Source organism: Halovenus carboxidivorans (assembly GCF_009831575.1).
In the GTDB taxonomy this organism is placed as follows: Archaea; Halobacteriota; Halobacteria; order Halobacteriales; family Haloarculaceae; genus Halovenus; species Halovenus carboxidivorans.
This window is the reverse complement of sequence record NZ_WUUT01000006.1, coordinates 113432-137716: the sequence shown is the minus strand read 5'-3', so window position 1 is coordinate 137716 and position 24285 is coordinate 113432. Positions and strand designations below refer to the sequence as shown.

Below are 24285 nucleotides of genomic sequence, written 5' to 3'. Positions count from 1 at the left end.
CCACCACGTCTAATAGAGCATGGACGTGGTGACGACTCGCAACGAGTTCGTCAGGACCGCCGGCGACGCGGCGGCAGGTGACCGAGTCCCCGTCGAAGGGCGTCTGAGCGTCGAGGACCCATTTCTGGCGTACAGGCGCGCCCGAGACGGCACCGGCGGCGCGTATCTCGACACGACCGGCGGGCAGCGTGGCTGGGGTTATTTCGGCGTCGATCCCGTCGAGATCCACAGCGTCGACCCGGGAGACGGGCCGACGCTGGAGCGCCTCGTCGAACTCCTCGACGGGGGGCTGACCCGCGGAGACTGCTCGGTGCCGTACCCCTGTGGACTCATCGGCTGGCTGTCCTACGACATCGCCCGCGAACTCGAAACACTCCCCGAGCACGCGAGCCGGGATCGGACGCTCCCTCGCCTGCAGGTCGGCGTCTACGAGACACTGGTGGCGTGGGAGCGGCCGTCCGAGGCACCCGTCGACCTCTCAGTGACGTGCTGTCCGGTGATCGACGACCCGGACGACGAATCCGCGCTCGAAGCGGCGTACGAACGCGCCCGGACGGAGATTCAGGAGCTTGTGGAACGAATCCGGGCCGGAGAACCGGACGTGGGAGCCGCACCCGCAGCGGCACAGCGCGGGCAGTTCGAGAGCGACTGCGGTCGGTCGGCGTTCACCGACCGGGTCAGACGGGTCAAGGAGTACATCCGAGACGGGGATACGTTCCAGGCGAACATCTCACAGCGGTTGCACGCGCCGGCGGCCGTCCACCCCGTCGCCGCGTTCGACGCCCTCAGGTCGGTCAACCCCGCGCCGTACTCCGCGCTGCTCGAGTTCCCCGGCGTCGACCTCGTCAGCGCCAGCCCGGAGTTACTGCTCGAACGGGAGGGCCAGCGGCTACTCACCGAACCGATTGCCGGAACGCGGCCCCGCGGCGAGACCGGCGAGCGAGACGACGACTTGGAGGCGGAACTGCGGAGCGACGAGAAAGAGCGGGCCGAGCACGCGATGCTGGTCGACCTCGAACGCAACGACCTCGGAAAGGTCTGTGAGTACGGCAGCGTCGAGGTCTCCGAGTACCGCCGCGTCGACCGATACTCGGAGGTGATGCATCTCGTCTCGCTCGTCGAGGGACGGATGCGCCCGGAGCACGACCTCGCGGACGCCATCGCGGCGGTCTTTCCCGGCGGGACGATCACCGGCGCGCCGAAACCGCGGACGATGGAGATCATCGACGAACTGGAGGCGACCCGGCGCGGCCCTTACACCGGGAGTATCGGGCTGTTCGGGTTCGACGACCGCGCGACGCTGAACATCATCATCAGGACGCTCGTGCGCTACGGCGACGAGTATCATCTCCGGGTCGGGGCGGGAATCGTCCACGACTCCGACCCCGACGAAGAGTACGACGAGACACTCGACAAGGCCCGCGGGCTGATCAACGCCGTCGACGCCGCGCTCGGTCAGCGAGCGGAGTTAGAGGTGAGCAGATCGTGACCCGAGTGCTGGTCGTCGACAACTACGACTCGTTCGCGTACAACCTCGTCCAGTACGTCGGCGCGGTGGTGACCGGCGAAACCGGAGCGGGGTTCGAGGACGGCGAGGTCGTCGTCAGACGAAACGACGAGATTACGCTCGAGGAGGTCGACGAGTTGCGGCCGGACGCGGTCGTCGTCTCGCCGGGTCCCGGGACGCCGCAGGAGGCCGGCATCTCGGTTCCGCTGTTCACAGAGCGAGAGTACCCGACCCTCGGCGTCTGTCTCGGCCACCAGGCGCTCTGTGCCGCCCACGGCGCCCCCATCGGCCACGCCGAGGCCGTCGTCCACGGCAAACCCTCGATAATTTCCCACGATGGGAGCGATATCTTCAGGGGGTTACCGGAGCAGTTCGAGGTCGGGCGGTATCACTCCCTGGCGGTCGACCGTGAGGACCTCCCCGACGACCTGATCGAGACGGCGCGGACGGAAGACGAGCGGACGGTCGTGATGGGCGTACGCCACGACTCCCGGCCTCACGTCGGAGTGCAGTTCCACCCCGAGAGCATTCTCACACACGAGGGTATCAGAATCGTCGAGAACTTCCTGAGCGTCGCCACGGAGTGGCCCGCATGAGCGAGCGGTACCACGTCGACGGCGAGCTCGTCTCCGCGTCGGAAGCGACGGTTAGCGTCCGCGACAGGGGGTTCATGTACGGCGACGGCGTCTTCGAGACGCTCAGAGTCTACGGCGGCGAGATATTCGAGTGGGAGGCTCACGCCGACCGGCTCCGCCGGAGCGGCGAGACGCTCGGATTCGCCGACGCGCTACCGTCCAGGGACTCGCTACAGGGTCGGATTCAGGAGACACTCGAAGCGAACGGACTGACCGACGCGTACGCGAAGGTGTCGGTCACCCGCGGCGTCCAGCCGGGAAAGTTGACCCCCGAGCCCGATGTCGATCCGACGGTTGTCGTCTACACCGCAGCGCTCCCCCGGGGGGGCTCCGACGGACAGCGGGTCTGGGACGAGCCTGCGGCGCTCAGTATCGTCGAGCAGCGAAAACCCGCGAAGACGGCGCTCCCCGCGGACGCGAAGACCCACAGCTATCTCAACAGCATCCTCGCCAGGTTAGAACTGCGGGACACAGAGGCCGACGAGGCGATCATGCGCTCTGTCGACGGCGTGCTCGCGGAGGGGGCGACGAGCAACCTCTTTTTCGTCGCGGGCGAGACGCTGTACACCCCCGGCGACTCCGTGCCGCTTCTGCCCGGCATCACCCGTGACGTCGTGGTCGATATCGCCGACGACGCCGGTATCAGTACGGAAACGGGCGAGTACGAGCCGGATCGGTTGGCCGACGCGACGGAGGTGTTCGTGACTAACTCGACGTGGGAGATTCGTCCGGTGACCCGCGTCGACGACTGGGAGTACGAACTCGGGCCGGTGACCCGCGAGCTACAGCGGCAGTTCGACGAGCGAGTCGATAGCCTGTACGACTAAGCCATGGCAGATGGAACAGCAGACTTTTCGTCGCTAACACGAATGTAGTGGTGATGGAATGGCGGTGTGAGTGGTGCGGGAAGCCTCACGAGGAGGACGACCCGCCCTGTGACAACTGCGGCCACGGGAGTTTCGAGAGAGCCGTCGTCCGCCAGGGCAGCGCCGGCGAGGAGAACTCGACGGTCGTGTGGGTCTGTACGGACTGCGGCCGGGAACACACGAAACACTCCCCGCCGTGTAGCCGCTGTAACAACGGAACCTTAGAGCGCCGAGAGAAGACGATCAGCGACGACGAACTCACCCAGCGACCGGGCGAGGGCTCCGGCGGCGACCGCGTCGCGATGGAGACGACGACTGTCTGGGTGTGTGCCCGGTGTGGCCGCGAGCACGCGAGACACACCGCCTCCTGTAACGAGTGTGGTAGCGCCGACCTGGAGGAGACCGAAAAGCGCGTGAGCGAGTCGGAGACGGCAGTTCCGAGCTACCTGGATCTGGTGACGCCGCAGTACGCGCTCGCGCTCGGTGCGGTGCTGTTGGTCGCAGCCGTCGCGATACTCGGATTTGCCGGCGTGATCGACGTGCCGTTCATCACGAACGACGTGCCCGATGTCGAGAACGTGCCGGGGAGTGCCGACCAGACAGAAAGCGGCGTCGAACTCGCGGAGGTCGAACGCGGCGTCGTCGACGCGGTGAACAGCCAGCGCGACTCACAGAACGTCGGGTCGCTCGCGCGTGAGGACCGACTCGACGAGATTGCGACGTTCGCCAACCAACAGCGGGTGAAGGCGGCGGTCACCGGCGAGGGAGGGGTCGACGAGGCCCAGGTCGAGGAGCTGCTGAGTGGAGAGTGTCAGAGCGCGTGGTCGGCGCAGAATACTGTTCCGGTGGAAAGCGGTGACGACGCGAGCCAACTCACGCAGCGGCTCGTCGGTGGTGGGTTCCTCGCAGATCCGTTGTTCGGAAACGAAAATATCGATACCATCGGCGTGGACACCCACGCCGCCGATGGCCGGCTCTACGTGTACACGATCCTCTGCGTCTCGAGTTAAACAGCCGCTTCGTAGGCGTCCTGCAGCCCTTCGGTTTTCTCGATGACTCGGTCCGCGCCGTCTTCGAGCGCGTCGAGGGCGTCGACATCCGTCTCGGTCTTGATGGTCAACACCGGTTCGGTCTGTCCGCCCGACTGCTCGGGGTTCACGTCGTACGTCGCCGCTGTGACACCCTCTGTCTCCAGCAGTGCACCCTTCAGGACGTTCATGAACGTGTGGTCCTCGCCGGCAATCTCGATGGCGAGTTCGGTCTCCTCCTTGTCGATAACCCGGAGTTCCATACCCTGTCTACGGCCAGTCGCGTACCTCAACCTTTCGACTCGATAATCCAGCGACCGCGGGGTTCGAGCGTGTCGGCCGGGCGATGAACTGTCACTCGGGACAGGCTGAAGGCTTTTCGACCGGCGCGCCGAAAGGCGGGTATGGAACAACTGGACATCTCCGGGGAGTTCGATGTCCACGAGTACCGCCACGGACTCAAGCTCCTCCGGGAGGACAGGGAGACGATGCATCTCGAAAACCGAGACGACTTCGCGTGTCCGGCCTGTGGCGAGCCCTTCGAGAAACTGTTCGTCACCGAGGCGCGGACGAGTAGTTTCGGCAAGCCGACGGCACCGTTCTGTCTCGCCCGGACCGAGAGCCAACTACTCCTGCTCACGCACTGAAGCGGCAGACTTACCGCAACGCGCCTCCGAGACTCGACCATGACCGTCCCCTGCGTCCGGGTCCCGCGCGAAGACGGTGAGGCGACCAGACAGGCACTCGCAGAGGTCGGGGTCGTCGACCAGCGCCACGAGATCACCCACGAGGACGGACAGCTCTACATCCCGGTGAGCGACCCGGACAGGGTGCCCGAGGGGTACCCCGTCGTCGACTACGACGCCCCGGAGCGAGAACTGCAGACCACGCCGGACGAACTGGTCGACTTCTCGGCCTCTTACGAACGGCTCGGTGAGGTGATCATCATCGACGAGGACGACCCGGACCGGGCGCGAGCGTTAGCCGACGCCATCGTCGACTCCGATCTTCCGGTCAAGACGGTGCTCAACCGCGCCTCGAAGATCCGGGGCGAACAGCGCGTCCGGGACTGGGAGATTCTCGTCGGCGAGGAGACCGAGGCCGTCCACCGGGAGTACGGCTGTGAGTTCGCGCTCGATCTGGCGGCAGTCTACTTCTCGCCGCGGCTGGCGACCGAGCGCCACCGCGTGGTCGAACAGATCGGCGACGACGAGCAGGTACTCGACATGTTCGCGGGGGTCGGCCCGTTCACGATTCCCGCCGCCAAACGCGGCGCGGCCGCCGTCGGCGTCGACATCAACGAGACGGCAATCGAGTACCTCCGGGAAAACGCCGAGCGAAACGGCGTCAGCGAGCGCGTGACCGCAATCTGTGGCGACGTGCGAGAGGTGGCCGGCGAGTACGAGGGGTGGGCGGATCGGCTCGTGATGAACCTCCCACACTCCGCGGACGAGTTCGTCGAGACGGCAGTGCGGCTGGCCGGCGAGGAGTGTGTGGTCCACTATTACGACATCGAGCCGGAGGACGACCTGTTCGGGGCCGGAGAGCGAGCAATTCGGGAGGCCGCAGAGCCGGAGTACGAGGTCACCGTCCGGAACCGCCACACCGTGCGCTCGTATGCACCGCACGAATACAACGTCGTACTGGACATCGAACTCTCGCGGGCGTAGGTCACGCGGATTCGCAACGCTTATTGGTCGTATCGACACTACTTGAGTGTGCGCGCCGGTGTAGCTCAGACTGGCAGAGCGATTCCTTCGTAAGGAATAGGCCGAGGGTTCAAATCCCTCCACCGGCTCTTCTCTCCGAACTACGTGAGCAGCGAAAGCAACGGAGGGATTTGAGAGAGGCTTCGACCGTGGTTCACCATCCTCTCCACTGACGTTTTTGTCTGACCGTCGGGAGGCCAGGCCCGGTCGAGTCGTTACGGTTCGAGCAGTTCGATCAGATTGTCGTCGGGGTCCCGGACGAACAGGATCCGCGTTCCGGTTTCGGTCGTCTGTGGCTCGCTCAGGCTCTCGATGTCGTCCGGAAGAGCCTCGCAGGTCGCGTCGAGGTCGTCGACCTCCAGACCCAGGTGTTTCGCGCCGGGCTGATTGATCGTACCGCCGGTAGCGTCGTCGCCTTCGGGGTCGTACTCGACGAGTTCGACGCGGGCGGTGCCGGCATCGAGGTGAGCGAAGGTTCCAGCGGCGCCCTCGACGCCGACACCCGTCGCGAACTCCTCGCCCGACACCGAAAACCGGGATAGAACGTCGAGTCCGAGGACATCCCGATAGAACTCGATCGATCGGTCGAGGTCGGTCACCGTCACGCCGAAGTGGTGTGCGCTGGGGTCGGTCATATCGGAGAAGCGAAGTGAACCGGAAAAACAACTTCGACTCGGAACAGGCAGGTGCCGTATTATTGCCAACCGTGCGTATCACAGACGCTCTGCTGGCGTTCAACCGGAGGTACAACCTGCAGTTCGTTAGCTTTCAACTGAGAGACGCCTCTCTGTCGCAGGTCGCCATATACCAATTGACGCTATATAGAAACGCAGGGAACCGAGAATACCAGCGCCGAATCAACCGGCGAGAAACTGCCGGGAGCGGTTCAGGAGAGCCGGATCAGTCAAGTACGACTCCGCGGTTGCGGTCACGAGTTGTTTGGGTGCCCCAGTGGACGAGGTTCGACTGGACGGTGATTGTGTCAGGTTACCAGTCCACACCCTGTCGATAATCTCGGGGATCGACCCGCGTGCACACGCAGGAGGCATGAAATTGTTCAGAATCCCACGACGCCGGTCCGCGGACGACGCTCACGCGATATTTCAGCCGTCGCGGACAGCCCTGTGATCTGGGCGAGACAGTATTCGATATATCGTTATTTGGTATATGCTTCGAGACCGACCCAGAGCACGAGCCGTCGCTGTCTGTCGTTTTCGGTCTCAGTCTGGCCGCAGAGACGTGCTGGCGAAAATACGACTGCGATACGGCAGTCGGGTAATACACGGCGTCGATACTCACCGTTCTTCCTCAGAACAGCGAGGCTCCGAACCGCGGGACGAACGAGTCCCTCGCCTTGCGCTCACCGCGTTCGCGCAGTGCGGGTTCTCGATTCCCCAGTGTAGTTCCGGTGCTGTCGCTCACGGATGATGAGGTTGAGAAGTGCCCGGGGAGGGCTCCGAACCCTCGATCTCCGCATGTCCCAGGTCCGAGGAGACCCTCGGGGGAACGTGCCGGAGTGTGCCGCGTCCGTTGAAACCCTATGAGTGCGGCGCTATGTCCAGCTAAGCCACCCGGGCGCATCCGTTCATTATCGGGTCGTTGTCTTTAACATTCTCATTCTGCCCGAGAGTGTGAGTCGACTGTCACCTACACGAGCAGGGCAGACAGCCCGAACACGACGACGAGACCGACCAGCAGGATCGCAAAGCCGACTGCGACCTGACCGGTGGTGTACTCGCTTTGGGGGGCAGTGCTCCGGCGCGGTGGCTCGCGTTCTGGCGGCGTCGGCTCCGTCGGGTCATATGGCGTCGAGTCCGTCTCCTCGCTCATATCCGGGTGTCGACGCCGCTGGTACTTCGGTGTATCGACTGGCCGATGGAAACGCATAGGTGGGCCAGTCTCCTACGCCAAGACAGCCCATATGACCCTCACCAAGCGCATCATCCCCTGCATCGACGTCGATGTCGACGACGACGGCAACGCCGCCGTGTACACGGGCGTCAACTTCGAGGACCTCGAATACACCGGCGACCCGGTCGAGATGGCCAAGCGGTACAACGAGGCCGGCGCCGACGAGTTCGTCTTTCTGGATATCACCGCCTCCGCGGAGGGCCGAGAGACGATGCTCGAGACCGTCAGTTCGGTCGCTGACGAGGTGTTCATCCCGCTGACCGTCGGCGGCGGAATCCGCACGCGCGAAGACATCAAAGAGACGCTCCGCGCAGGGGCAGACAAGGTCTCGATCAACACCGGGGCGCTCGAACGGCCGGCACTGATCGGTGAGGGCGCGGAAGCGTTCGGGAGCCAGTGTATCGTCATCTCCGTCGACGCCCGGCGCCGGTTCGACGAGGGCGGGGAGTACTACGCCGAAGTCGACGGGGAATCCTGCTGGTTCGAGTGCACAGTGAAAGGGGGCCGGGAGGGAACCGGAACGGACGCCGTCGAGTGGGCCGAAGAGGCCGAACAGCGCGGCGCGGGCGAGCTATTCATCAACTCGATCGACGCCGACGGGACGAAAGACGGCTACGACATCCCGCTGATGAAAGCCGTCTGTGACGCCGTCTCGACGCCGGTGATCGCTTCTTCGGGCTGTGGCGGCCCGGAGGACGCCTACGAGGTGTTCACGGAAGCCAACGCGGACGCGGCGCTCGCGGCCTCGATTTTCCACTTCGGCGAGTACTCGATCGAAGAGACCAAACGGTATCTCGACGAGCGCGGAATCCCGGTCCGCCTCTGATCAGTCCGCGGACTGCGCCGGCGGATCGAGCGACTCCGAGAGCTCGAACCCCTCGTAGCCGTTCTCGACGACACGTTCGCACTCGCGGCGGTACGTCTCGACACCGCCGGGGAACGGCGTGAACACCCGCGGTTTGCCGGGGACGTTCGCGCCGCGATACCACGACTCCGCCTCGGAGAACAGCATCTGGTCGGCGAGGGCGTTCGTCTGACTCACCCACCGTTCGGCCGCTTCGGGCCGGGGCTCGATGTACTCGTAGCCTTCCGCCCGCATGTACTCGATACAGTCGGCGATCCAGTCGACGTGTTGCTCGATGGAGACCGGCATGTTGCTCAACACCGCGGGACTCTGCGGGCCGGTGATCGTGAACAGATTCGGGAAGCCGTCGACGCCGAGGCCGAGATATGTCCGGGGGCCGTCGGCCCACTCCTCGGAGAGGACGGAGCCGTCTCGACCGCGGATGTCCATCGCCATCAGCGCGCCGGTCATCGCGTCGAACCCCGTCGCGAAGATGACGGTATCGAGTTCGTACAGCGACGCCGTCGTCCGGATCCCCTCGGGAGCGAACTCGGTGATCGGGTTCTCGTCCACGTCGGCAAGAGTCACGTCCTCGCGGTTGAACGTCTCGTAGTAGCCGTTGTAATCCATCGGCGGCCGTTTGCTGCCGTAGGGATGATCTGTCGGGACCAGTTTCTCGGCCGTCTCCGGATCCTCGACCCGCTCGCGGATCTTCTCGCGGAGAAACTCCGAGACGATTTCGTTGGTCTCGGGATTGAACAGCGTGTCCTCGAAGGTGTGTAGAAAGCGGAAGCCGCCCTCCTGCCAGCGCTCCTCGAGGGCCGCCTCGATCTCCTCGTCGGACAGTCCGGCGGTCGTCGCGTGTTTCATCTCGAAGGGCATCCCCAGCCAGGAGAACCGCGCGTCCTCCCAGATCTCGTCGTAGTTGTCCGTGATCTCCGCCCACTCGTCGTCGGAGAGTGGCCGGTTTCTCGCGGGGACCGCGTAGTTCGGCGTCCGCTGGAAGACCGTCAGATGGGCCGCTCGCTCGGCGACCTCCGGAACGAGTTGGATCCCCGTCGATCCCGTGCCGATCACGCCGACCCGTTTCCCGTCGAGGTCGACCCCCTCTCGCGGCCAGCGGGCGGTGTGATACCACTCGCCGTCGAAGGCGTCCCGGTTCTCGAACTCGGGAACATACGGCTCGGAGAGACAGCCGACGGCGCTGATGAAAAACTGGCTGTCGACGGTCTCGCCGTCGTCGGTCGTGACCGTCCAGTTCCCGTCGTCGAACTCGGCGGACTCGACTTCCGTCTCGAACTCGATGAGCCGGCGCAGATCGAGTCGATCGGCGACGAAACGGAGGTAGTCGAGGATCTCGGGCTGTTCGGGGTAGCGTTCGGTCCACTGCCACTCCCGGCGGATCTCCTCGGAGAAGGAGTAACAGTAGATGTGACTCTCGCTGTCACAGCGCGCGCCCGGATACCGATTCCAGTACCACGTTCCGCCGACGTCCGGGGCTTTCTCGTAGACCCGGACCGACAGCCCCAGTTCCCGCAACCGGTGGGACATGTACAGCCCCGAAAAGCCCGCTCCGACGACGACGGCATCCACGTCTGTTCCCCCCGCGTCATTTGAGACACTCCCACACATGTGTGCTCAGGGCCACGTTCGGACCGACCCGCAATAAACGTCGGGTCCAGGACCTGTACCGGGGGAAACGAAGAAGTTTTATCAGCCGCTGGCCTGAATGGTCAGCCAGGAGACAATGCCAGAGCGAGAGCCACTCTCGGGGGCGGACAACGCGTGGCGGCGGATGGGAGAGACGAACAACCTCATGACGATCACCGGGATCCTCTGGTTCGACGACCACGTCAGCTACGATGAGGTCTGTGACCGACTCGAAGAGCGGTTGCTCCAGTTCGACCGGTTCAAACAGAAGGTCGGCGGGCGCAAACGCCGAGTTCGACGGCCGTACTGGGAGACCGTCGAGGAGTTCGATATCGACGCCCACGTCTACGACATCTCACTCCCCGACCCCGCGACCGACGAGACGTTCCAGACGTTCATCGGCCGGTTGATGAGTCGTCCGCTCGACGAGCGTCGCCCGCTCTGGGAAGCCTATCTGATCGACGACGTCAACGAGGGCGAGGGCAACGCTATCACGTTCCGGATCAACCACAGCCTCGGGGACGGGTTCGCGCTGCTGTACGTCCTGCTCGGCCTGGCTGACAACCCCGAGGAGATCGAACTACCGATCGGAAACGTCCCGTCACCGCCGGGCGAGGACGAGAGTCCGACTTCGGCCGACAGAGAGGGGACAGCATCGAGCGAGACGCGGGCGGGGAGCGGAAATCCAAACAGCGACAGCGGCCGAAGCGCCGACGAGAGCGCGGATCTGAGCGAGATCCGGTTCGGGAAAGCCGGCCTGGCCGCGACGACGATCAAGGAGGTCGATCACCTGCTCAGGATGCCCGACGAGGCCGACACCTCCCTCCGCGGCGATCTCGGCACCCGAAAACGGGCCTCCTGGACGGACGAGATCGATCTCGACCGGATCAAAGCGGTCAAACGGCACTACGACGCGACGGTCAACGACGTGTTGCTCGCGGTGACCGCCGGTGCGCTCCGCCGGGAACTGGAGTCCCGCGGCGAGGACACCGAGGGCCTGCAGTTGCGCTGCACCGTCCCGGTGAATCTCGTCCCGATGGCGGACCGGGACGAACAACTCGGCAACGGGTTCGGAATCGCCTTTCTCCCCCTCCCGGTCGGAGAGCGGGACCTCGGCGAGCGCATCCGCTTTATGAACGAGAACGTCGGCGTCGAGAAACTCGGGATCGAGGCCTACCTGATGTACAGGCTGATCGAGTTCGGTGGGCTGTTACCCGAATCCGGCCAGCAGAAGCTCATGGAACTGTTCGAGGACCGGGCGACGGGCATCGTCACGAACGTCCCCGGACCGCTGAACACGTTCGAGTTCGCCGGAACCGAGGTGACCGACATGGTCTTCTGGGTGCCGCAGGCGGTCGATCAGGGGCTGGGTATCAGCCTGATCACCTACGGCGGAAGCGTCCGGATCGGCGTCGCCGGCGACGCGAACGTCCTGCCCGACGCGGGGTCGCTGGCCGAGCACTTCGAGGCCGAGATCCGGATGCTCGAAGACGAACTCGACGCGACGTAGCCGCCGTCACTCGGTGTGTTCCGTCGATCCGGGAGCGTCGCTGTCGTCGGCTTCCTTCGGGGTATCGGCCGTGTCATCGGGGGCAGAGTCCGTGCGAAACCGGCGGCGCTGTCGGGAGTGATCGACGGTGACGGGGAGACAGTTCTCACAGAAGTCGATTCCGAGTTCTGTGAGCTGGATACTTCCGTAGACCGTCCTCGGGCGGTTCGCCGTCTCGATTGCGGCTTCGATGTGTGGCTGTGCGTCGAGGACCTGGTAGCGCTTGAGGTTCTCGACCGGTTCGTCACTGAATCGAACGAGACCGAGGCGGTGGAGATTCTGGAGGTAGATGGGTGTGCGTTCGGGGTGGCGACAGCCGGCGTCGGTCCCGACCATCGAGAGGTTACGAGCGATCAGGTGGGCCTTGAACGGGATGTACTGTCTGTCGTACACGTCGAGGGAGGCCTGCATCCCGTCGGTGGCCAGCAGGCGGAGAATGCGGGCTTCGTCGCCGGCCAGGTCGTCGAGAATCGACGGGTACGAGGGGTGAAAAGCCTCGTCGCGGCCGACGTCGGCGGATTTCGAGAGGAGGCGTTCGCCTCGCCTCCGGAGTTGATCCGCCGTCACCGGGCGTTCGTCGACGGCGTCCTCGTGTGCCGCGAGCCACTCCGAGCGGCGTTCGCCGATGTCGACTCCCGAGCGCTGGAGCTCGTCGAGCGTGATCGCACGGATCTCGGTCAGAAGCTCCGCGGGAGAGCGAGCGTTCAACGCGGCGTATCCCATCCGCGTCCCGGTCCGGAGTCCGGATTCGAGCGAGTAGCCGGTCGCGCGCTGTGTCATCGCGGCACCCAGGCGGGCCAACCGAACTGACTCGAACTCGCTGTCGTCGACGGCCTCCAGATCGAGCTCCTCGTCGTCGATCCCGAACAGTTGTCCGAGTGGCCCGTCGAACGGATCGGTCATCTCGGTGACCGTCTCCGTGAGAGCGGTCCGAAACCGCTCGATGTCGTCCGGGTCGATCGTCGCCGGATCGCGGAGCGCCGCCTCGACGACCGAGAGGATGTCGTCGCTTCGGTCGCGGTCAGTTCCGGTCCCGGCGAGCGCCTGCTCGAAGACCGCCAGCAGGCGCTCGACGGTCGCGTCTTCGAGGTCGTCCGGGCGGACGATCAGTTCCTCGACCATCGAGACGAGTTCCGCGATCGTCTCCGGGTCGGTCTGGACCGGATTGGCAACCGCCCGCTCGAAGAGTTCGATCAGTCGGTTGGTCTGCTCGCGGTCGAGTCTGTCGCCGCGGAGCAGTTGCTCGACGATGGAGAAGATGCGGTCGATCTCTTCCAGACGGAGGGTGAGTTGTCCCTCGTCAGCGTCCGCGCCGTCCGTCCGCCAGTCGTCCCCCGACGCGCTGTCGTCGCCGTCCGGGAGATCACGGCTCATAGGGCGTTCACCACCAGCAGTTGGAGCCACCCGGCGACGAAGCCGAGCACGGCACCCAGCAGAATGAGCATCCACTCGTCCTCCTCGAAGGCGGGCCGGAGCAGTTCGACGAAGCCCTCCGGCGGGAGCCGTTTGATCCGGTCGGCCATCCACCCCTCGATGGCCTCGCTGCGCTCGGCGTTGAACTCGGGGTCCTGTAGCGGGTCGATCGTCTGTTCGACGCTCTCCTCCGCGAAGGCCTCCCGGAGCCGTTCGTACTGCTCGTCGCCGGTCGTCATGCGGATGATCGGAGCCGCGAGGCCGACCGAGCGGTCGACCTCCGGGCGAATCGCGTCACGGATCATCTTTCTGGTCCGGTCTGATTGGCTGCCGTGCATGAGGTTGTCCGCGATGTTTCCGATGGTCACGATCTCGTCGGCGACGATCTCGGCGTACTTCTCTGCGGCAGTTGGTTGGCGTTTGATAAAAAGTCCCTGGAGGCGAAGGGGACCGATCCGGTACTCCCTGATCGGGCGGAAGATGATGTTCAGCGCGATCCAGTTGGTGAGATAGCCGACGGCGATGCCACAGGCCGGCAGCACCCACCACGCGTCGATGTACAGAAAGAGCGGGATCGAGAACACCCCGAGAAACGTTCCGATGTACAGCCCCGAGTTGACGATAAAGGTGAGTTCGCGGTCGCCAACTTCCAGGAAGATGCGGTTGATGAGGTCGGGATGCTCGTCGAGGTGGTCGGCGATCATCCGGTTGATGTCGAGCAGTTCGTCGATGTGTGTGCCGATGCTGTCGGTGATCTGTTCGGCGATGCGTGGAAGCCGGTCCTCGACGCGAGCGTGAATGAACTCCCGGGTCGACTCGGGCATGTTGTGCCACAGTTCTGGATACTCCGATTCGATCACGTCGGCGGTCAGGTCGCGGATCTCCTCGCGGGACTCGGTGACGATGTGCGCCGCGATCCGGTCGGGATCGAACCGCTCGTAGAACTCCGCTTCGGTACCGATCTTCGCGATCCCTTTCTCCGCGGCAATCGTCCCCATCCGCGCCGACCGCGAGGGGATGATCCCCTGCCAGCCGACCCGGCCCTCGACGACGCCGGGAATCTGTTGAATCCTGCGGGGCAGTGTCGGAGCCAGTTCCTTGAGCCCGGGTATCGAGACGCCGACGAAATCCGTCGGATAGAACAGCAGGCGGATCGCGACCCAGTTCGTGCCGTAGCCGATCAGCCCGGTGATGAGCGGAATCGCCAGCAGTCGCCACTGGAGGGCGGGCAGACTCGACACGGCGGAGGCGATCACGGTGAGCATGGTCTCTCGGTCTCGCTGTCGCGACACTCTCGGCCCGAGCGCCGTGTTCACCGTTCTCACCTCCGGCGGTTTAATCTATCCGTTGGGAGGTGAGCAGCGGAGGCGCGAACGGACGGTCTCGGACGACAGGAGATGCCTGAGTGGTCGACAACGACTAAGGTTCACCGAATCGAACTAACGAAAAGCGATGTCAGACACGCCACTCGGAGCGTTTTTCCGGCTACAGCGGGAGACGATCCGCCAGACGGAGGCCATCGCAGAGGAGATACTGCGGGCGCCGGCGGAGGTCGGTGATCTGTTCGCGGAGGGGGTCGGGACGCAGCGTGACCTACAGGAGCAGGCGCTCGAACTGTCCCGCCAGTCGATCCACCGGTCGCTGGACGCCGTCGAGTCGCTCAACGACGGCGAGGAGATCGAGTCCCTGCGTGACTCCGTCGACGAAACGTTCGATACGCTACAGGACCAGCAGGACGAGGCCGTCGAGAGCTTCGAGCAGCGGTACGAACCCCTCAGCGAGGAACTGATCGAGCAGTTGGGCGAGCAGGCCGACCTGCTGATCGAACTCAACGAACGCGTCGAGGACCAACTGAACGAACTGGCCGAAGAGCTGCCCGCAGAGAGCGTCCCGGAGGAACTCGTCGAGGAACTGGAGAGCCAACTCGACGCGATCACCGAACAGTTCGAGGCGGCACGTCCGGACGACGGCGCCCCGGAGCCGACGGAGATCGAGGTCGATTCGGCCGAGGAGACCGACGCTGATTCCTGACGGAGTCGACCGGACAGCGACGACGGAGAGGACACTCGCTGGGACGGCAGGCTGAGAGGTCCGCGTTGCCGGTCGAGATGGGGTCGCTCGTGCGACCGGCGAGTCGTGTAGGTTGTATTATATTACCCCGAAATCGTTAACAGGGATTGTGCTGATTACCGAGGTACGCAGATGGTCATACCAAAACCAGACAGTGGGATTCTGAAACGGCTATACGCGAATCTCCTCAGTTCCGGGGGAGCCATCTCGCTCGATATTCCCGACAAGGTGTTGAAGCGACTGTACACCTACGGGAGCCTGCAAAACACCGACGAGGGGGTCGAGTACGAGGTCAAAAACAGACTCCAGGACGCCAAGTTCGCGGGTATTCAGAAGCTCGAAATCAACGGGGAAGGAGTGGATCTGGACGACGTGCGCATGGAGACCGCCGACGGAAAGGAGTTCGCGGTCAGCGAGGTTACGAAAGACGACCCGATCCCGTTTTCCGTCGGTCGGACAGTGACGATTACCGTCGAGGGAATCGAACTTCCGACGGGCGATCACGAGATCTACACGGAGTTCGTTGCCGAGCCGTTCGGGCAACTCTCCCTGAAGATCAGCGACACGATCCGCGACGAGAGTCAGATTGCGAGCGTCCCGCGCGACGAGGAGAACAACTACAGCGAGCAGGCCATCGCCGAGCGCCACGAGTGGCTCGAAGAGAAGACTGGCGTCGAACTCGAACACGTCCCGGAGTACTCCTTCGACGCCGAGCGCGGGGAGGGCAACGTCGAGAACTTCATCGGGGTCGCGCAGATGCCGCTGGGGGTCGCCGGCCCGGTCAAGGTCGACGGCGAGTACGCCGACGGGGAGTATCCGATCCCGCTGGCGACGACAGAGGGGACCCTCGTGGCGTCGTACAGCCGCGGCATGAAGGCGATCAACATGTGCGGCGGCGCGACGACGACGGTGACGGACGACCGGATGAACCGCGCCCCCGTGTTCGTCTTCGAGGACGCCCGCAACGCCCGGGATTTCCGTGATTGGGTCTACGAACACCAGGAGACAATCGAGGAGAAAGCAGAGGAGACCTCGAGCGTGGCGAACCTCGTCCGCATCGAGGATTACATGACGAACAACTTCGCACACCTCCGCTTCAGCTACGAGACCGGCGACGCCGCCGGTCAGAACATGGTCGGAAAGGCGACGTTCGCGGCCTGCAACTGGATTCTCCAGGAGTATCCCGGCTACGTCGAGAACTTCTATCTGGAGGGCAACTTCGGCACCGACAAGAAGGCCTCGAAGGTCAACGACATGATGACCCGGGGCAAGCGGGTCACCGCCGAGGTGACACTCGACGAGGACACCTGTATCCACCACCTCGGCGCGGAACCGGAGAGTCTCGACCACCACGGGAAAATCGCCACCCTCGGCTCCTTCTTCTCGGGGGCGGACACAAACGGCGCACACCCCGCCAACGGGCTGGCCTCGCTGTTTATCGCCTGTGGCCAGGACGAGGCCAACGTCGCCGAGTCACACTCCGCGATGATCAACACGACGCTGTTGCAGGACAACTCGCTTCACATCTCGGTGACGATTCCCTCGCTGATCGTCGCGACCTACGGCGGCGGAACGGGGATGCCGACCCAGCGGGAGTGTCTCGCGATGCTGGACTGTGACGGCGCTGGCAACGTCAACAAATTCGCCGAGATTGCCGCCGCGACGGTGCTGGCAGGCGAGATTTCGCTCGGTGCCGCCATCTCCGCCTCTGACTGGGTCACCAGCCACGAATCGCTCGGTCGGAATCGTTAACCGGCGGTCTCCGCGGTCATCGCGCCGGCAACACCCCCAGACGCGCCGAAGACCAGCGGATAGACGATTCCGGCGAGGAAGAGCGCCTGCATCTGTGCCGGTCGACCGGTCGCGGGACCGACGCTCACCTCGAAGAGGACGAGTCCGAGTACCGACAGGAGGAGATAGCCCGGCAGCACGGTGGCGCCGACCAGCAGGCCGTCACGGACCTCCGAGACGCCCTGCGAGCGGGCGAGTCCGAGCCCGGCGGTGACGAGCAGTCCGACGGGGACGAGATACAGCAGTTGCGAGAAGCCGTCGCCGCCGATAGCGGTGGCCGTCTGGTCGCTGATCGCCGGGATATCGACGATGACGGTATCGACGAAGTGGGCGTTGTAGAACACCCACCCGACCATCTCGTAGGTCGCGGGCTGGCCGTCGACGGCTTCGATCAGCCGCTGTGCGACCGAGTCCTGTACCTCGGGGCCGGCGACCAGAAAGACGAGGGCGTACCCGATGATCCACGCGGCGATACCCGCGACTGCACCGAGTCCCAGCGGCGGCCGGTCACCGGACGACGTGTTGTATGACATGCAGTCGCCGTTCGAGGCTGTCACCTAAATGTCTTGTCAGGGAAACGTAAATCCGTACGTATCGGGCAACCAACCGGGGAGCGGGTTCAGGCACCCTCAGAAGAACAGGACGTTGAGGATAACGCCGAGACAGAATGCGAGCACTACGAGCGCGAAACCGGTCTTTTTGACGCGTGTTCCGTACGCGTCCAGGCCGTCGTTAGTCGTGAGAATCGTCGCCAGCCGAGTCGGGCGCCGGAACGGACTCGGCGGCCGTGGGTCCGGAAGTCGTTCGCGGAGCCGCCGGTACTCGGTGAACGACCACAGGAGATACAGCAGGAGCCCGATCAAGAAGGCGAGAATCCCGACGGCACCTGCCAGCGGTACCGCGGCGAACGGATCGGTGAGAGAGACGGTGACGTTCTGTTCCTCGGTTGCGAGGATGACCCCGAAGATACCGAGCAGCGCGAGCGCGAACACGCCGATACCGCCCATCATCAGCCGGGTGCTCAGATAACAGACGCGGTCACGAGCCAGCCCGAACAGCGTCTCGTACCGCGTCGGTTCGACCTCGCTGGCCGGTCGGATGCCGGTGTTCTGTCCGGGCGTCCGTGCGCCGACGGCGTTCAGCGTCGAGAACAGGAAAATAACCGCTCCGAGACCGGAAAAGACGAGCGGCGCAGTCGTCCGCCTGGGTTCGAGAAAGCCCTCCGAGGGTTCGGACGGATCGACGTAGGCGGTCACCGTCTCGTTGGTCTCGTACGGTTCGATCGCCGCCTCCGCTTCCGACTCCGTCCCGTAGTTGGGGGAGAATCGGCTCGGATAGATGCGGTCGCCGGTGTAGTTGGTTCCCTCGTACTGGTAGGTGAACTCGACATCGGCGGCGTAGTCGGTGCCGCGGCGGACGTCGATCCGCTCGACATCTGCCTCGGTCACCGTCGCGTTGACGGCGACGGCGTTGTCGATGGCCTCGGACTGCTGGACGTAGTCGTAACCGCTGTAGGCGACGGCACCACCCGAGAGGAGTAAGACGATGACCGTGACTTTGGTGAGCCTGATCGGGACTCCCCTGACGGAAGCGTCCATCGGTAGGGGACTGTTCAGGCGTCCGAGCACAAATATGCGGCTTCGCCTCTCACAGCCAGCAACGCGCGGCGACCCGGAGCCGGCAGCTATTATAGCCGGGAATCGTAGCCGGTAGCATGACGCAGGCGACGCCAGTCGGGCCGTTGACCGCCCGCAGTGTCGGTGAACTCGACGTGCTCGGGGACGTGCTTCCCGGCTGGGTGGCCGGCCTGATGGCGGTGGTGACACAGCTCGGGGACTTCTGGTTCGTCACCGTTCTGCTGGCGCTGTGTTTCTGGCAACTCCCGGACGAGCGAGAAGGGGTCGTCGCGCTCTTCGGGACGGCACTCGGCGGACTCGGACTGTATCGGGCGCTGAAACACACCTTCGCGTTCCCGCGCCCCGAGGCGGTTCCAGTCGCCCCGGATGCGGTCCCCGGCCTCGTCCGGCCGCTGTACGAGAGCGCGATTGCCGCCGGCGGGTACGGCTTTCCCAGCGGGCACGCCACGACGGCGACGATTCTCTACGGGGGGTTGGCCCTGGTCGGTCCCGTCGGGACGAGACGACAGCGGACCGCCGCGGCCGCGGTGTTGATCGCCGTCGTCTGTGTCAGTCGGCTGGCGCTGGGCGTGCACAATCTCGTCGACGTGATCGGCGGAGTCGGAACCGGGCTGGTCGCGCTCGGAGTGCTGTTCGTGGGGCCGAACCGCTACCGGCCCGACCGGCGCGTGTTCGTCACCTTCGCCGCAGCCGTCGGGCTCGCGGGGGCGTACTTCCTCGCCAGCGGCTCGCAGACGGCGATCGAAGTGGCTGGTGTTGCGGTGACGACGATGGTCGGCTGGTGGGCGTTCGACCGCCGAGTCAGTTAGTCGAGAAAGTCGGGTTCGACGCGTTTCTCCTCGATTTCGGATTCGAGGTGGCTGCGGAACTGCTCGATAGGCACGTCCTGGGTCTGGTTCTCGAAGCGGTCCCGGACCGAGACCGTCTCGCTTTCCTCCTCGTCGTCACCGACGATGAGCATGTACGGGACGCGGTCGTCGTGGGCCTGCTGGATCTTCTTGCCGACGGTCCAGGATCGGTCCTCGATTTCGACGCGGAACTGGCCGAAGTCGCGGTTCTGCAGGCGCTTGGCGAAGGGGATATTGTCGTCGGAGACCGGAAGAATCCGGATCTGCTCGGGGGCGAGCCAGGTCGGGAAGTTGCCGTTGAAGTGCTCGATGATGACGCCCATGAACCGCTCGAAACTGCCGAGCAGCGCGCGGTGGACCATCACCGGCCGGTGCTCCTCGTTGTCCTCGCCGACGTAGCTCAACTCCAGCCGCTTGGGGATGTTGAAATCGAGCTGGACGGTCCCGATCGTCCACTCCCGTCCCAGCGCGTCCCGGGCGTCGAGGCCGATCTTCGGGCCGTAGAAGGCCGCTTCGCCGGATTCGATGTCGTACTCCAGACCGAGCGATTCCATCGACTCGCGGAGGCCGTTTGTCGCCTGTTCCCAGATCTCGTCGCTGCCGACCGCGTCGTCGCCTTTGGTCTCGAGCTTGTAGAGCACTTCCAGATCGAACAGGTCGTAGATCTGTTCGATCACTTCGAGCGTGCTGGTGATCTCCTCGGTGATCTGGTCGGGCCGAATGAAGGCGTGGCCGTCGTCCTGCGTGAGTCCGCGCACGCGGAGGAGTCCGGAGAGTTCGCCGGACTGCTCGTTGCGGTAGATGGTGCCGAACTCCGAGAACCGAACCGGGAGGTCGCGGTAGGAGTACTGGCCCTCGTCGTAGATGTGGGCGTGGTTGGCGCAGTTCATCGGCTTCAGGCCGTACTCGGTGTCATCCTGCTCCCAGGCGAACATCTCGCCGGCCTCCTTGAAAGCGTCGTAGTGACCGGTGGGTTTCCAGAGTTCGGCCTTGTTCAACTCGGGCGTGAACACCTCGTCGTAGCCGAGTTCCTCGTTTTTCCCGCGGATGTACTCCTCCAGTTCCCGGCGGATCGTCATGCCGTCCGGGTGGAAGTGTGCACAGCCGGGGGAGTGTTCCGGGACGCTGAACAGGTCCATCTCGCGGCCGACCTTCCGGTGGTCGCGCTCTTTGGCCTCCTCGCGGCGCTGGAGTTCGGCTTCGAGTTCCTCCTCGGTCTCGAAGGCGGTGCCGTAGACGCGGGTGAGGGTGTCGTTGTCCTCGTCGCCGCGCCAGTACGACGCGGAGATTTCGAGCAGTGTGACCGCGCCGATCTCTCCCGTCGATTCGACGTGTGGCCCCTGACAGAGATCCTGCCAGCCGTCTTGGACGTAGAAGGAGACGACCTCCTCGTCGGCGGCCTCCTCGTCGAGAATATCCTGCTTGTAGGGGTTGTCCTCGTAGATTTCGAAGGCCTCTTCGCGGGAGCGTTCGACCCGTTCGAGGTCGTAGTCGGCGTCGATGATCTCGAGCATCTCGGACTCGATCTCCTCGAGGTCCTCCTCGTCGAGTTCGACGCCGGCCACGTCGTAGTAGAACCCGTCGTCCGTCGGCGGACCGATCGCGAGTTTCGCCTCGGGGTAGAGGCGTTGCAGCGCCTGTGCGAAGACGTGTGCGGCCGTGTGGCGGATCAGCTGGAGGTACTCGTCGGAGTCCTCTGTGACGATTTCGATCTCGCAGTCCTCTGTCAAGGTCGTCGCTTTGTCGACTAACTCGCCGTCGACGACCCCGGCGCGTGTATCTTCACCGAGGCCGGGGCCGATCTCGTAGGCCACGTCCTCGACCGTCGCGCTGTGCTCCATTTCAAGCTCTGAGCCGTCCGGGAGGACGACCGTGATGTGTTCTGACATGGATCCAGAGAAGACTGCGTTGGTGGCAGAACTCGGTCACAGGGCCCGACCTGTCACGCTGACTTCTGCCATGATACTCCGAGATATCCGAGGCGTAAGCAAAAAGATTGCGCTATTCGCCGCCCGGAAACTCCTGAAAGAGCGAGTCGAAGTCGTCGTCGAACCCCGAGACGGCCGTATCCGCCTCCGCTTCGAGTTCCTCGACGCGTTCGACCATCTCTTGGTACTCCTCGCTTTCCTGTAGCTCCGAGGGGGTCTTCTCGGCTTCGAGGGTGGCCTTCTTCGAGGTCAGCGCGAAGTACTCTTGGAGGGTTTCGTTGTACTCCTCGCGCTCGCGCATGGATTCGACAGCCTCGTCGAGGTCCTCACGCATCACGGGTTTCGTGAGGTAGTCGTCGAACTCCATCGAGACGATGTCGAAGTCCGGATCGACAGCAGTCACCATGACGACGCGGCAGTCCAGATCACGGTCGCGGATCCGCTCGAGCACCTCGTCGCCGGAGTAGTCGGGCATCTGCCGGTCGAGAAAGACGATATCGACGTCGTCGTCTGCCTTCTCCAGGGCTTCCTCCCCGCCGTAGGCGGTCCGAACCTCGTGTTCCATCTCGAGCCACGTGGTGTACAGATCCGCGATATCCTGCTCGTCGTCAACGACAAGTATGGTGGTGTGTTCGTCGGTCATGGTTGTCAGATCCGTGGTCGGCCACCCGGACCCGAGACGACAGGCCTCGACCAGTCCACGGGACCGGACCGGGGGAGAGACGGTTCCGGCGGAGCCGGTTGCTCCGGTCGAGGCGGGTGTTTCGGGTGGCTCGCTGTGCGTTGCACACCTTCGGTATAGAGGAGTGGAATTAAAATAGTATCGGCTACACGGGAGGACTCGCTCGGACATTACGTAACCTCTATTTGGAGTCCGGCCCACCTAGAAGGTGTGTCAGTCGAGTCCTCAGATCCGACGGAAATCAGCACGGTCGTGGTGACCGCCGAGGATCTCACGTCGGCGCTCGAAACGAACCGGACGAGCGGCCAACACGCCGTGTTACGGATCACGCCGCCGTTCAGCGGACGGATGCGAGCACGCCTCCACGTCGAACTCGACGAGGAGTACGAGCAAGAGCCGGAACCGATCCACGTCGAACCGCGGACGCTGGTCGCCGACTCGCTGCCGCCGTACCCCCGGCCCGCGGAGACCGAAGACGAACTCCGAGCCGACCCCGACCGCGAGTACACCGTCGAGCGCCACCACGAGTATCACGCATCGGTCGTCGAACGGTGGCGCCAGCGCGTCCCCGACGCGGTCAAATCGACGGCGACCATCGAGACGGCAGCTGGCCCCACAGATATCGAGGTGTCCGTCCTCGGCCGGAACACTAGCTGAGAGGGAGCGATAAAATATCTCGCGGCCTGAGATCCGATTGTTAAGAGTTGTCAACCAGTGCCTTCCAGCGACAAAACGAGGCGAAATGTCACGAAGGCTCGGGCGGTTATATATGCGATGTGGGTGTATCTGTAGGTACGCCCCATGTCCAGCTCCTCCATCACGGATCCCAGGTCCCTCCGAAACGCGGTCAGCGGGCTCTCGGTCTCCCGCCTGCTGGTCCGGCCAGTCAAGCAACTGTCCTTCTGGGCAGCGATTGTCCTGCCGTTCATGCATCTCTCGCTGCTGGCGACAGGACTCGACTCGCAGTCGATGACCGCGGCCTTCGTCGTACTCGTCGCCCTGAACGTCTGTACGCTGTATATCGGTCACCCGTACGGAGTCGAGTGAGGCGAAAACGTGTGCAGTAGTTGACTGGACCGTCACATTTTAAGGGAATTGGGCGAGTAAGAGGAGTATGGCCGCATATGGCCGGCCGTCACTGCGTGATCTGTTCGACGAGGCACCGACGCCGCATATCGCCCACCCGCCGGCGACACACCACCGTGATTTCTATCTGGCCACCGACGGCTCCTTCCGAGAGTCCGGTGGTGGACTCGGCGTCGTGATCGAAACACGGGACGGAACGCGCGTGACACGGCTGTCAGTGCCGAACCAGTCTCCAGACAACAACGTCGCCGAGTACCGAGCGCTCCATCTCGGGTTGGACGTACTCGCGACACGGACCCCACAGACCGCGCGGATCGGTCTGCTCGTCGACCACGACGAGTTGGCCGCGAACGTCAACGCGTCTGTGCTGGCCAAACGGGACAGACGGTACAAAAGCCAGCATCCGATTTCGGTCCCCGAACACAGCGGGAACCACTGGCGCGGAATTCGCGCCCGCCTCTGTGGGTTCGAGGAAGTCCGCGCGGCGCGGATCTCCAGCGACCGCAACCCCGCCCACCCGCTCGCGAACGCACCCGGTCAGTACGCGCACGTCAACGACGAGGCCGAACGCTGTGTACGCCCGAGTGTCTCCTCGACCGGTGAACAGATCCCGCCGCCGTCACGGTCGGACCGCGGCGCGAGCGACTGACTAATTCTTCGGCTTTTCGGCTCCCGAACCGGATAGAAAGCCGATTTTCCCAGGTAGTGCTCACCCATCGTCCAGAGACCACCCGACTGGCCTCGACTCATAACTTATGAGGAAGTTACTAGAATAGTTCGAGTGAATCTTCTCCGGAGTTTGTATGAATTCCCCCAACGTCACTGAGAGAAATTTTAAATAGGACGGACACATTACTGTCACACGAGGAGGTGAACAGAGATATGGCAGTGAGCAGAAACACCGGGCACAGTAGTACAGAGACGTTCTGGGAACGAGTGTTCGGACAGTTGTCGAGGCACGACCTGGTGTTGACTGCCATTCCGCTGGTGTTCGCGCTGGCCTGGGTCGTCACGTTCGCGCTTCCGATTCCCTTCCTGGCGGCGCTCGCGGGAAGCGCGGTGTTGAGCGCGGCCGTGCTCGTCGATGCGCTGTTCGTCAACCCGCCCTGCGAGCGCGGCGGCAGCCTGTAA

General features: G+C 64.1%; 25 protein-coding genes and 2 tRNA genes. 16 read left to right on the top strand and 11 right to left on the bottom strand.

Annotated elements, in window-relative coordinates:
* Positions 1-19: 19 nt before the first annotated feature.
* The 4 genes from pabB to GRX03_RS14785 are packed head-to-tail and all read left to right on the top strand — an operon-like array spanning position 20 to position 4018.
* Entirely contained in the window at positions 20-1489 is a 1470-nt protein-coding gene (pabB, locus tag GRX03_RS14800) for an aminodeoxychorismate synthase, component I (RefSeq protein WP_159764999.1), read from the top strand.
* Positions 1486-2103, top strand: a complete 618-nt coding sequence (locus tag GRX03_RS14795; RefSeq protein WP_368278533.1) for an aminodeoxychorismate/anthranilate synthase component II — start codon at positions 1486-1488, stop codon at positions 2101-2103. Before pabB ends, GRX03_RS14795 begins: the two co-directional genes overlap by 4 nt.
* Complete coding sequence (locus GRX03_RS14790; protein WP_159764998.1) at positions 2100-2969, top strand: aminotransferase class IV; 870 nt, start codon at positions 2100-2102, stop codon at positions 2967-2969. The genes GRX03_RS14795 and GRX03_RS14790 overlap by 4 nt, the downstream gene beginning before the upstream one ends.
* Before the next feature lie 53 nt (positions 2970-3022).
* Complete coding sequence (locus GRX03_RS14785; protein ID WP_159764997.1) at positions 3023-4018, top strand: hypothetical protein; 996 nt, start codon at positions 3023-3025, stop codon at positions 4016-4018.
* Here the strand turns inward: GRX03_RS14785 and GRX03_RS14780 are convergent.
* The gene (locus GRX03_RS14780) at positions 4015-4299 is read right to left on the bottom strand and encodes a DNA-directed RNA polymerase subunit L (RefSeq protein WP_159764996.1); all 285 of its coding nucleotides are present in this window, start codon (positions 4297-4299) and stop codon (positions 4015-4017) included. The two genes, GRX03_RS14785 and GRX03_RS14780, sit on opposite strands and share 4 nt — an antisense overlap.
* A gap of 141 nt (positions 4300-4440) precedes the next feature.
* Here GRX03_RS14780 and GRX03_RS14775 point away from each other — a divergent pair, with 141 nt between their 5' ends.
* From GRX03_RS14775 to GRX03_RS14765, 3 genes are all read left to right on the top strand, one after another.
* Positions 4441-4683: a DUF7385 family protein gene (locus GRX03_RS14775; protein ID WP_159764995.1), complete on the top strand. Its 243-nt coding sequence runs from the start codon at positions 4441-4443 to the stop codon at positions 4681-4683.
* Between the two features lie 39 nt (positions 4684-4722).
* Complete coding sequence (locus GRX03_RS14770) at positions 4723-5706, top strand: class I SAM-dependent methyltransferase (RefSeq protein ID WP_159764994.1); 984 nt, start codon at positions 4723-4725, stop codon at positions 5704-5706.
* A 54-nt stretch (positions 5707-5760) separates the two neighbouring features.
* Positions 5761-5834 (top strand) — tRNA-Thr (locus GRX03_RS14765).
* A 126-nt stretch (positions 5835-5960) separates the two neighbouring features.
* On the opposite strand, the gene GRX03_RS14760 is transcribed toward GRX03_RS14765, so the two are convergent.
* From GRX03_RS14760 to GRX03_RS14750, 3 genes are all read right to left on the bottom strand, one after another.
* Positions 5961-6380, bottom strand: a complete 420-nt coding sequence (locus tag GRX03_RS14760; RefSeq protein ID WP_159764993.1) for a VOC family protein — start codon at positions 6378-6380, stop codon at positions 5961-5963.
* Positions 6381-7186: 806 nt separating this feature from the next.
* A tRNA-Met gene (locus GRX03_RS14755) sits at positions 7187-7322 on the bottom strand.
* A 70-nt stretch (positions 7323-7392) separates the two neighbouring features.
* The gene (locus tag GRX03_RS14750; protein ID WP_159764992.1) at positions 7393-7575 is read right to left on the bottom strand and encodes a DUF7550 family protein; all 183 of its coding nucleotides are present in this window, start codon (positions 7573-7575) and stop codon (positions 7393-7395) included.
* A gap of 91 nt (positions 7576-7666) precedes the next feature.
* Here GRX03_RS14750 and hisF point away from each other — a divergent pair, with 91 nt between their 5' ends.
* Positions 7667-8482, top strand: coding sequence for an imidazole glycerol phosphate synthase subunit HisF (gene hisF / locus GRX03_RS14745; protein ID WP_159764991.1), 816 nt, complete (start codon positions 7667-7669; stop codon positions 8480-8482).
* Here hisF and GRX03_RS14740 read toward each other — a convergent pair whose 3' ends face one another.
* Positions 8483-10093: a flavin-containing monooxygenase gene (locus GRX03_RS14740; RefSeq protein WP_368278530.1), complete on the bottom strand. Its 1611-nt coding sequence runs from the start codon at positions 10091-10093 to the stop codon at positions 8483-8485. It abuts the gene before it with no gap.
* A 154-nt stretch (positions 10094-10247) separates the two neighbouring features.
* Between GRX03_RS14740 and GRX03_RS14735 the strand changes: the two genes are divergently transcribed.
* A complete protein-coding gene (locus GRX03_RS14735) occupies positions 10248-11660 on the top strand; it encodes a wax ester/triacylglycerol synthase family O-acyltransferase (protein ID WP_159764989.1) in 1413 nt (470 codons plus the stop codon).
* A gap of 6 nt (positions 11661-11666) precedes the next feature.
* Here the strand turns inward: GRX03_RS14735 and GRX03_RS14730 are convergent, their stop codons facing one another.
* Together GRX03_RS14730 and GRX03_RS14725 are read right to left on the bottom strand one after the other, a co-directional pair.
* On the bottom strand, positions 11667-13073 hold the full coding sequence (locus tag GRX03_RS14730; protein WP_159764988.1) for an Abi-alpha family protein: 1407 nt from the start codon (positions 13071-13073) through the stop codon (positions 11667-11669).
* On the bottom strand, positions 13070-14377 hold the full coding sequence (locus tag GRX03_RS14725; RefSeq protein WP_159764987.1) for a hypothetical protein: 1308 nt from the start codon (positions 14375-14377) through the stop codon (positions 13070-13072). Before GRX03_RS14725 ends, GRX03_RS14730 begins: the two co-directional genes overlap by 4 nt.
* A gap of 187 nt (positions 14378-14564) precedes the next feature.
* Here GRX03_RS14725 and GRX03_RS14720 point away from each other — a divergent pair, with 187 nt between their 5' ends.
* Positions 14565-15143: a hypothetical protein gene (locus GRX03_RS14720; RefSeq protein ID WP_159764986.1), complete on the top strand. Its 579-nt coding sequence runs from the start codon at positions 14565-14567 to the stop codon at positions 15141-15143.
* Between the two features lie 171 nt (positions 15144-15314).
* Positions 15315-16934 (top strand): hydroxymethylglutaryl-CoA reductase, encoded by a 1620-nt coding sequence (locus tag GRX03_RS14715; protein WP_159764985.1) that lies wholly within the window; start codon positions 15315-15317, stop codon positions 16932-16934.
* Here the strand turns inward: GRX03_RS14715 and GRX03_RS14710 are convergent.
* On the bottom strand, positions 16931-17506 hold the full coding sequence (locus tag GRX03_RS14710) for a hypothetical protein (RefSeq protein WP_159764984.1): 576 nt from the start codon (positions 17504-17506) through the stop codon (positions 16931-16933). The genes GRX03_RS14715 and GRX03_RS14710 overlap by 4 nt on opposite strands.
* 96 nt (positions 17507-17602) lie before the next feature.
* Complete coding sequence (locus GRX03_RS14705; RefSeq protein ID WP_159764983.1) at positions 17603-18571, bottom strand: DUF3592 domain-containing protein; 969 nt, start codon at positions 18569-18571, stop codon at positions 17603-17605.
* Between the two features lie 116 nt (positions 18572-18687).
* Between GRX03_RS14705 and GRX03_RS14700 the strand changes: the two genes are divergently transcribed.
* Entirely contained in the window at positions 18688-19419 is a 732-nt protein-coding gene (locus GRX03_RS14700; RefSeq protein WP_159764982.1) for a phosphatase PAP2 family protein, read from the top strand.
* On the opposite strand, the gene thrS is transcribed toward GRX03_RS14700, so the two are convergent.
* Positions 19416-21347 carry a threonine--tRNA ligase gene (thrS, locus tag GRX03_RS14695; protein ID WP_159764981.1) on the bottom strand — a complete coding sequence of 644 codons (1932 nt, stop codon included), beginning with the start codon at positions 21345-21347 and terminating at the stop codon, positions 19416-19418. The two genes, GRX03_RS14700 and thrS, sit on opposite strands and share 4 nt — an antisense overlap.
* 112 nt (positions 21348-21459) lie before the next feature.
* Positions 21460-22029: a HalX domain-containing protein gene (locus GRX03_RS14690; protein ID WP_159764980.1), complete on the bottom strand. Its 570-nt coding sequence runs from the start codon at positions 22027-22029 to the stop codon at positions 21460-21462.
* 249 nt (positions 22030-22278) lie between these two features.
* Between GRX03_RS14690 and GRX03_RS14685 the strand changes: the two genes are divergently transcribed.
* From GRX03_RS14685 to GRX03_RS14670, 4 genes are all read left to right on the top strand, one after another.
* Positions 22279-22725 (top strand): hypothetical protein, encoded by a 447-nt coding sequence (locus tag GRX03_RS14685; RefSeq protein WP_201289255.1) that lies wholly within the window; start codon positions 22279-22281, stop codon positions 22723-22725.
* 144 nt (positions 22726-22869) lie between these two features.
* A complete protein-coding gene (locus tag GRX03_RS14680) occupies positions 22870-23115 on the top strand; it encodes a hypothetical protein (protein ID WP_159764979.1) in 246 nt (81 codons plus the stop codon).
* A 67-nt stretch (positions 23116-23182) separates the two neighbouring features.
* Positions 23183-23803, top strand: a complete 621-nt coding sequence (locus tag GRX03_RS14675) for a reverse transcriptase-like protein (protein WP_159764978.1) — start codon at positions 23183-23185, stop codon at positions 23801-23803.
* Positions 23804-24036: 233 nt separating this feature from the next.
* On the top strand, positions 24037-24285 hold the full coding sequence (locus tag GRX03_RS14670) for a hypothetical protein (RefSeq protein WP_159764977.1): 249 nt from the start codon (positions 24037-24039) through the stop codon (positions 24283-24285).

Coding starts and splice junctions, on each gene's coding strand:
- pabB (WP_159764999.1), top strand. CDS start 20: ATGGACGTGGTGACGACTCGCAACGAGTTCGTCAGGACCGCCGGCGAC.
- GRX03_RS14790 (WP_159764998.1), top strand. CDS start 2,100: ATGAGCGAGCGGTACCACGTCGACGGCGAGCTCGTCTCCGCGTCGGAA.
- GRX03_RS14785 (WP_159764997.1), top strand. CDS start 3,023: ATGGAATGGCGGTGTGAGTGGTGCGGGAAGCCTCACGAGGAGGACGAC.
- GRX03_RS14780 (WP_159764996.1), bottom strand. CDS start 4,299: ATGGAACTCCGGGTTATCGACAAGGAGGAGACCGAACTCGCCATCGAG.
- GRX03_RS14775 (WP_159764995.1), top strand. CDS start 4,441: ATGGAACAACTGGACATCTCCGGGGAGTTCGATGTCCACGAGTACCGC.
- GRX03_RS14770 (WP_159764994.1), top strand. CDS start 4,723: ATGACCGTCCCCTGCGTCCGGGTCCCGCGCGAAGACGGTGAGGCGACC.
- GRX03_RS14760 (WP_159764993.1), bottom strand. CDS start 6,380: ATGACCGACCCCAGCGCACACCACTTCGGCGTGACGGTGACCGACCTC.
- GRX03_RS14750 (WP_159764992.1), bottom strand. CDS start 7,575: ATGAGCGAGGAGACGGACTCGACGCCATATGACCCGACGGAGCCGACG.
- hisF (WP_159764991.1), top strand. CDS start 7,667: ATGACCCTCACCAAGCGCATCATCCCCTGCATCGACGTCGATGTCGAC.
- GRX03_RS14735 (WP_159764989.1), top strand. CDS start 10,248: ATGCCAGAGCGAGAGCCACTCTCGGGGGCGGACAACGCGTGGCGGCGG.
- GRX03_RS14730 (WP_159764988.1), bottom strand. CDS start 13,073: ATGAGCCGTGATCTCCCGGACGGCGACGACAGCGCGTCGGGGGACGAC.
- GRX03_RS14725 (WP_159764987.1), bottom strand. CDS start 14,377: ATGCTCACCGTGATCGCCTCCGCCGTGTCGAGTCTGCCCGCCCTCCAG.
- GRX03_RS14720 (WP_159764986.1), top strand. CDS start 14,565: ATGTCAGACACGCCACTCGGAGCGTTTTTCCGGCTACAGCGGGAGACG.
- GRX03_RS14715 (WP_159764985.1), top strand. CDS start 15,315: ATGGTCATACCAAAACCAGACAGTGGGATTCTGAAACGGCTATACGCG.
- GRX03_RS14710 (WP_159764984.1), bottom strand. CDS start 17,506: ATGTCATACAACACGTCGTCCGGTGACCGGCCGCCGCTGGGACTCGGT.
- GRX03_RS14705 (WP_159764983.1), bottom strand. CDS start 18,571: ATGGACGCTTCCGTCAGGGGAGTCCCGATCAGGCTCACCAAAGTCACG.
- GRX03_RS14700 (WP_159764982.1), top strand. CDS start 18,688: ATGACGCAGGCGACGCCAGTCGGGCCGTTGACCGCCCGCAGTGTCGGT.
- thrS (WP_159764981.1), bottom strand. CDS start 21,347: ATGTCAGAACACATCACGGTCGTCCTCCCGGACGGCTCAGAGCTTGAA.
- GRX03_RS14690 (WP_159764980.1), bottom strand. CDS start 22,029: ATGACCGACGAACACACCACCATACTTGTCGTTGACGACGAGCAGGAT.
- GRX03_RS14680 (WP_159764979.1), top strand. CDS start 22,870: ATGTCCAGCTCCTCCATCACGGATCCCAGGTCCCTCCGAAACGCGGTC.
- GRX03_RS14675 (WP_159764978.1), top strand. CDS start 23,183: ATGGCCGCATATGGCCGGCCGTCACTGCGTGATCTGTTCGACGAGGCA.
- GRX03_RS14670 (WP_159764977.1), top strand. CDS start 24,037: ATGGCAGTGAGCAGAAACACCGGGCACAGTAGTACAGAGACGTTCTGG.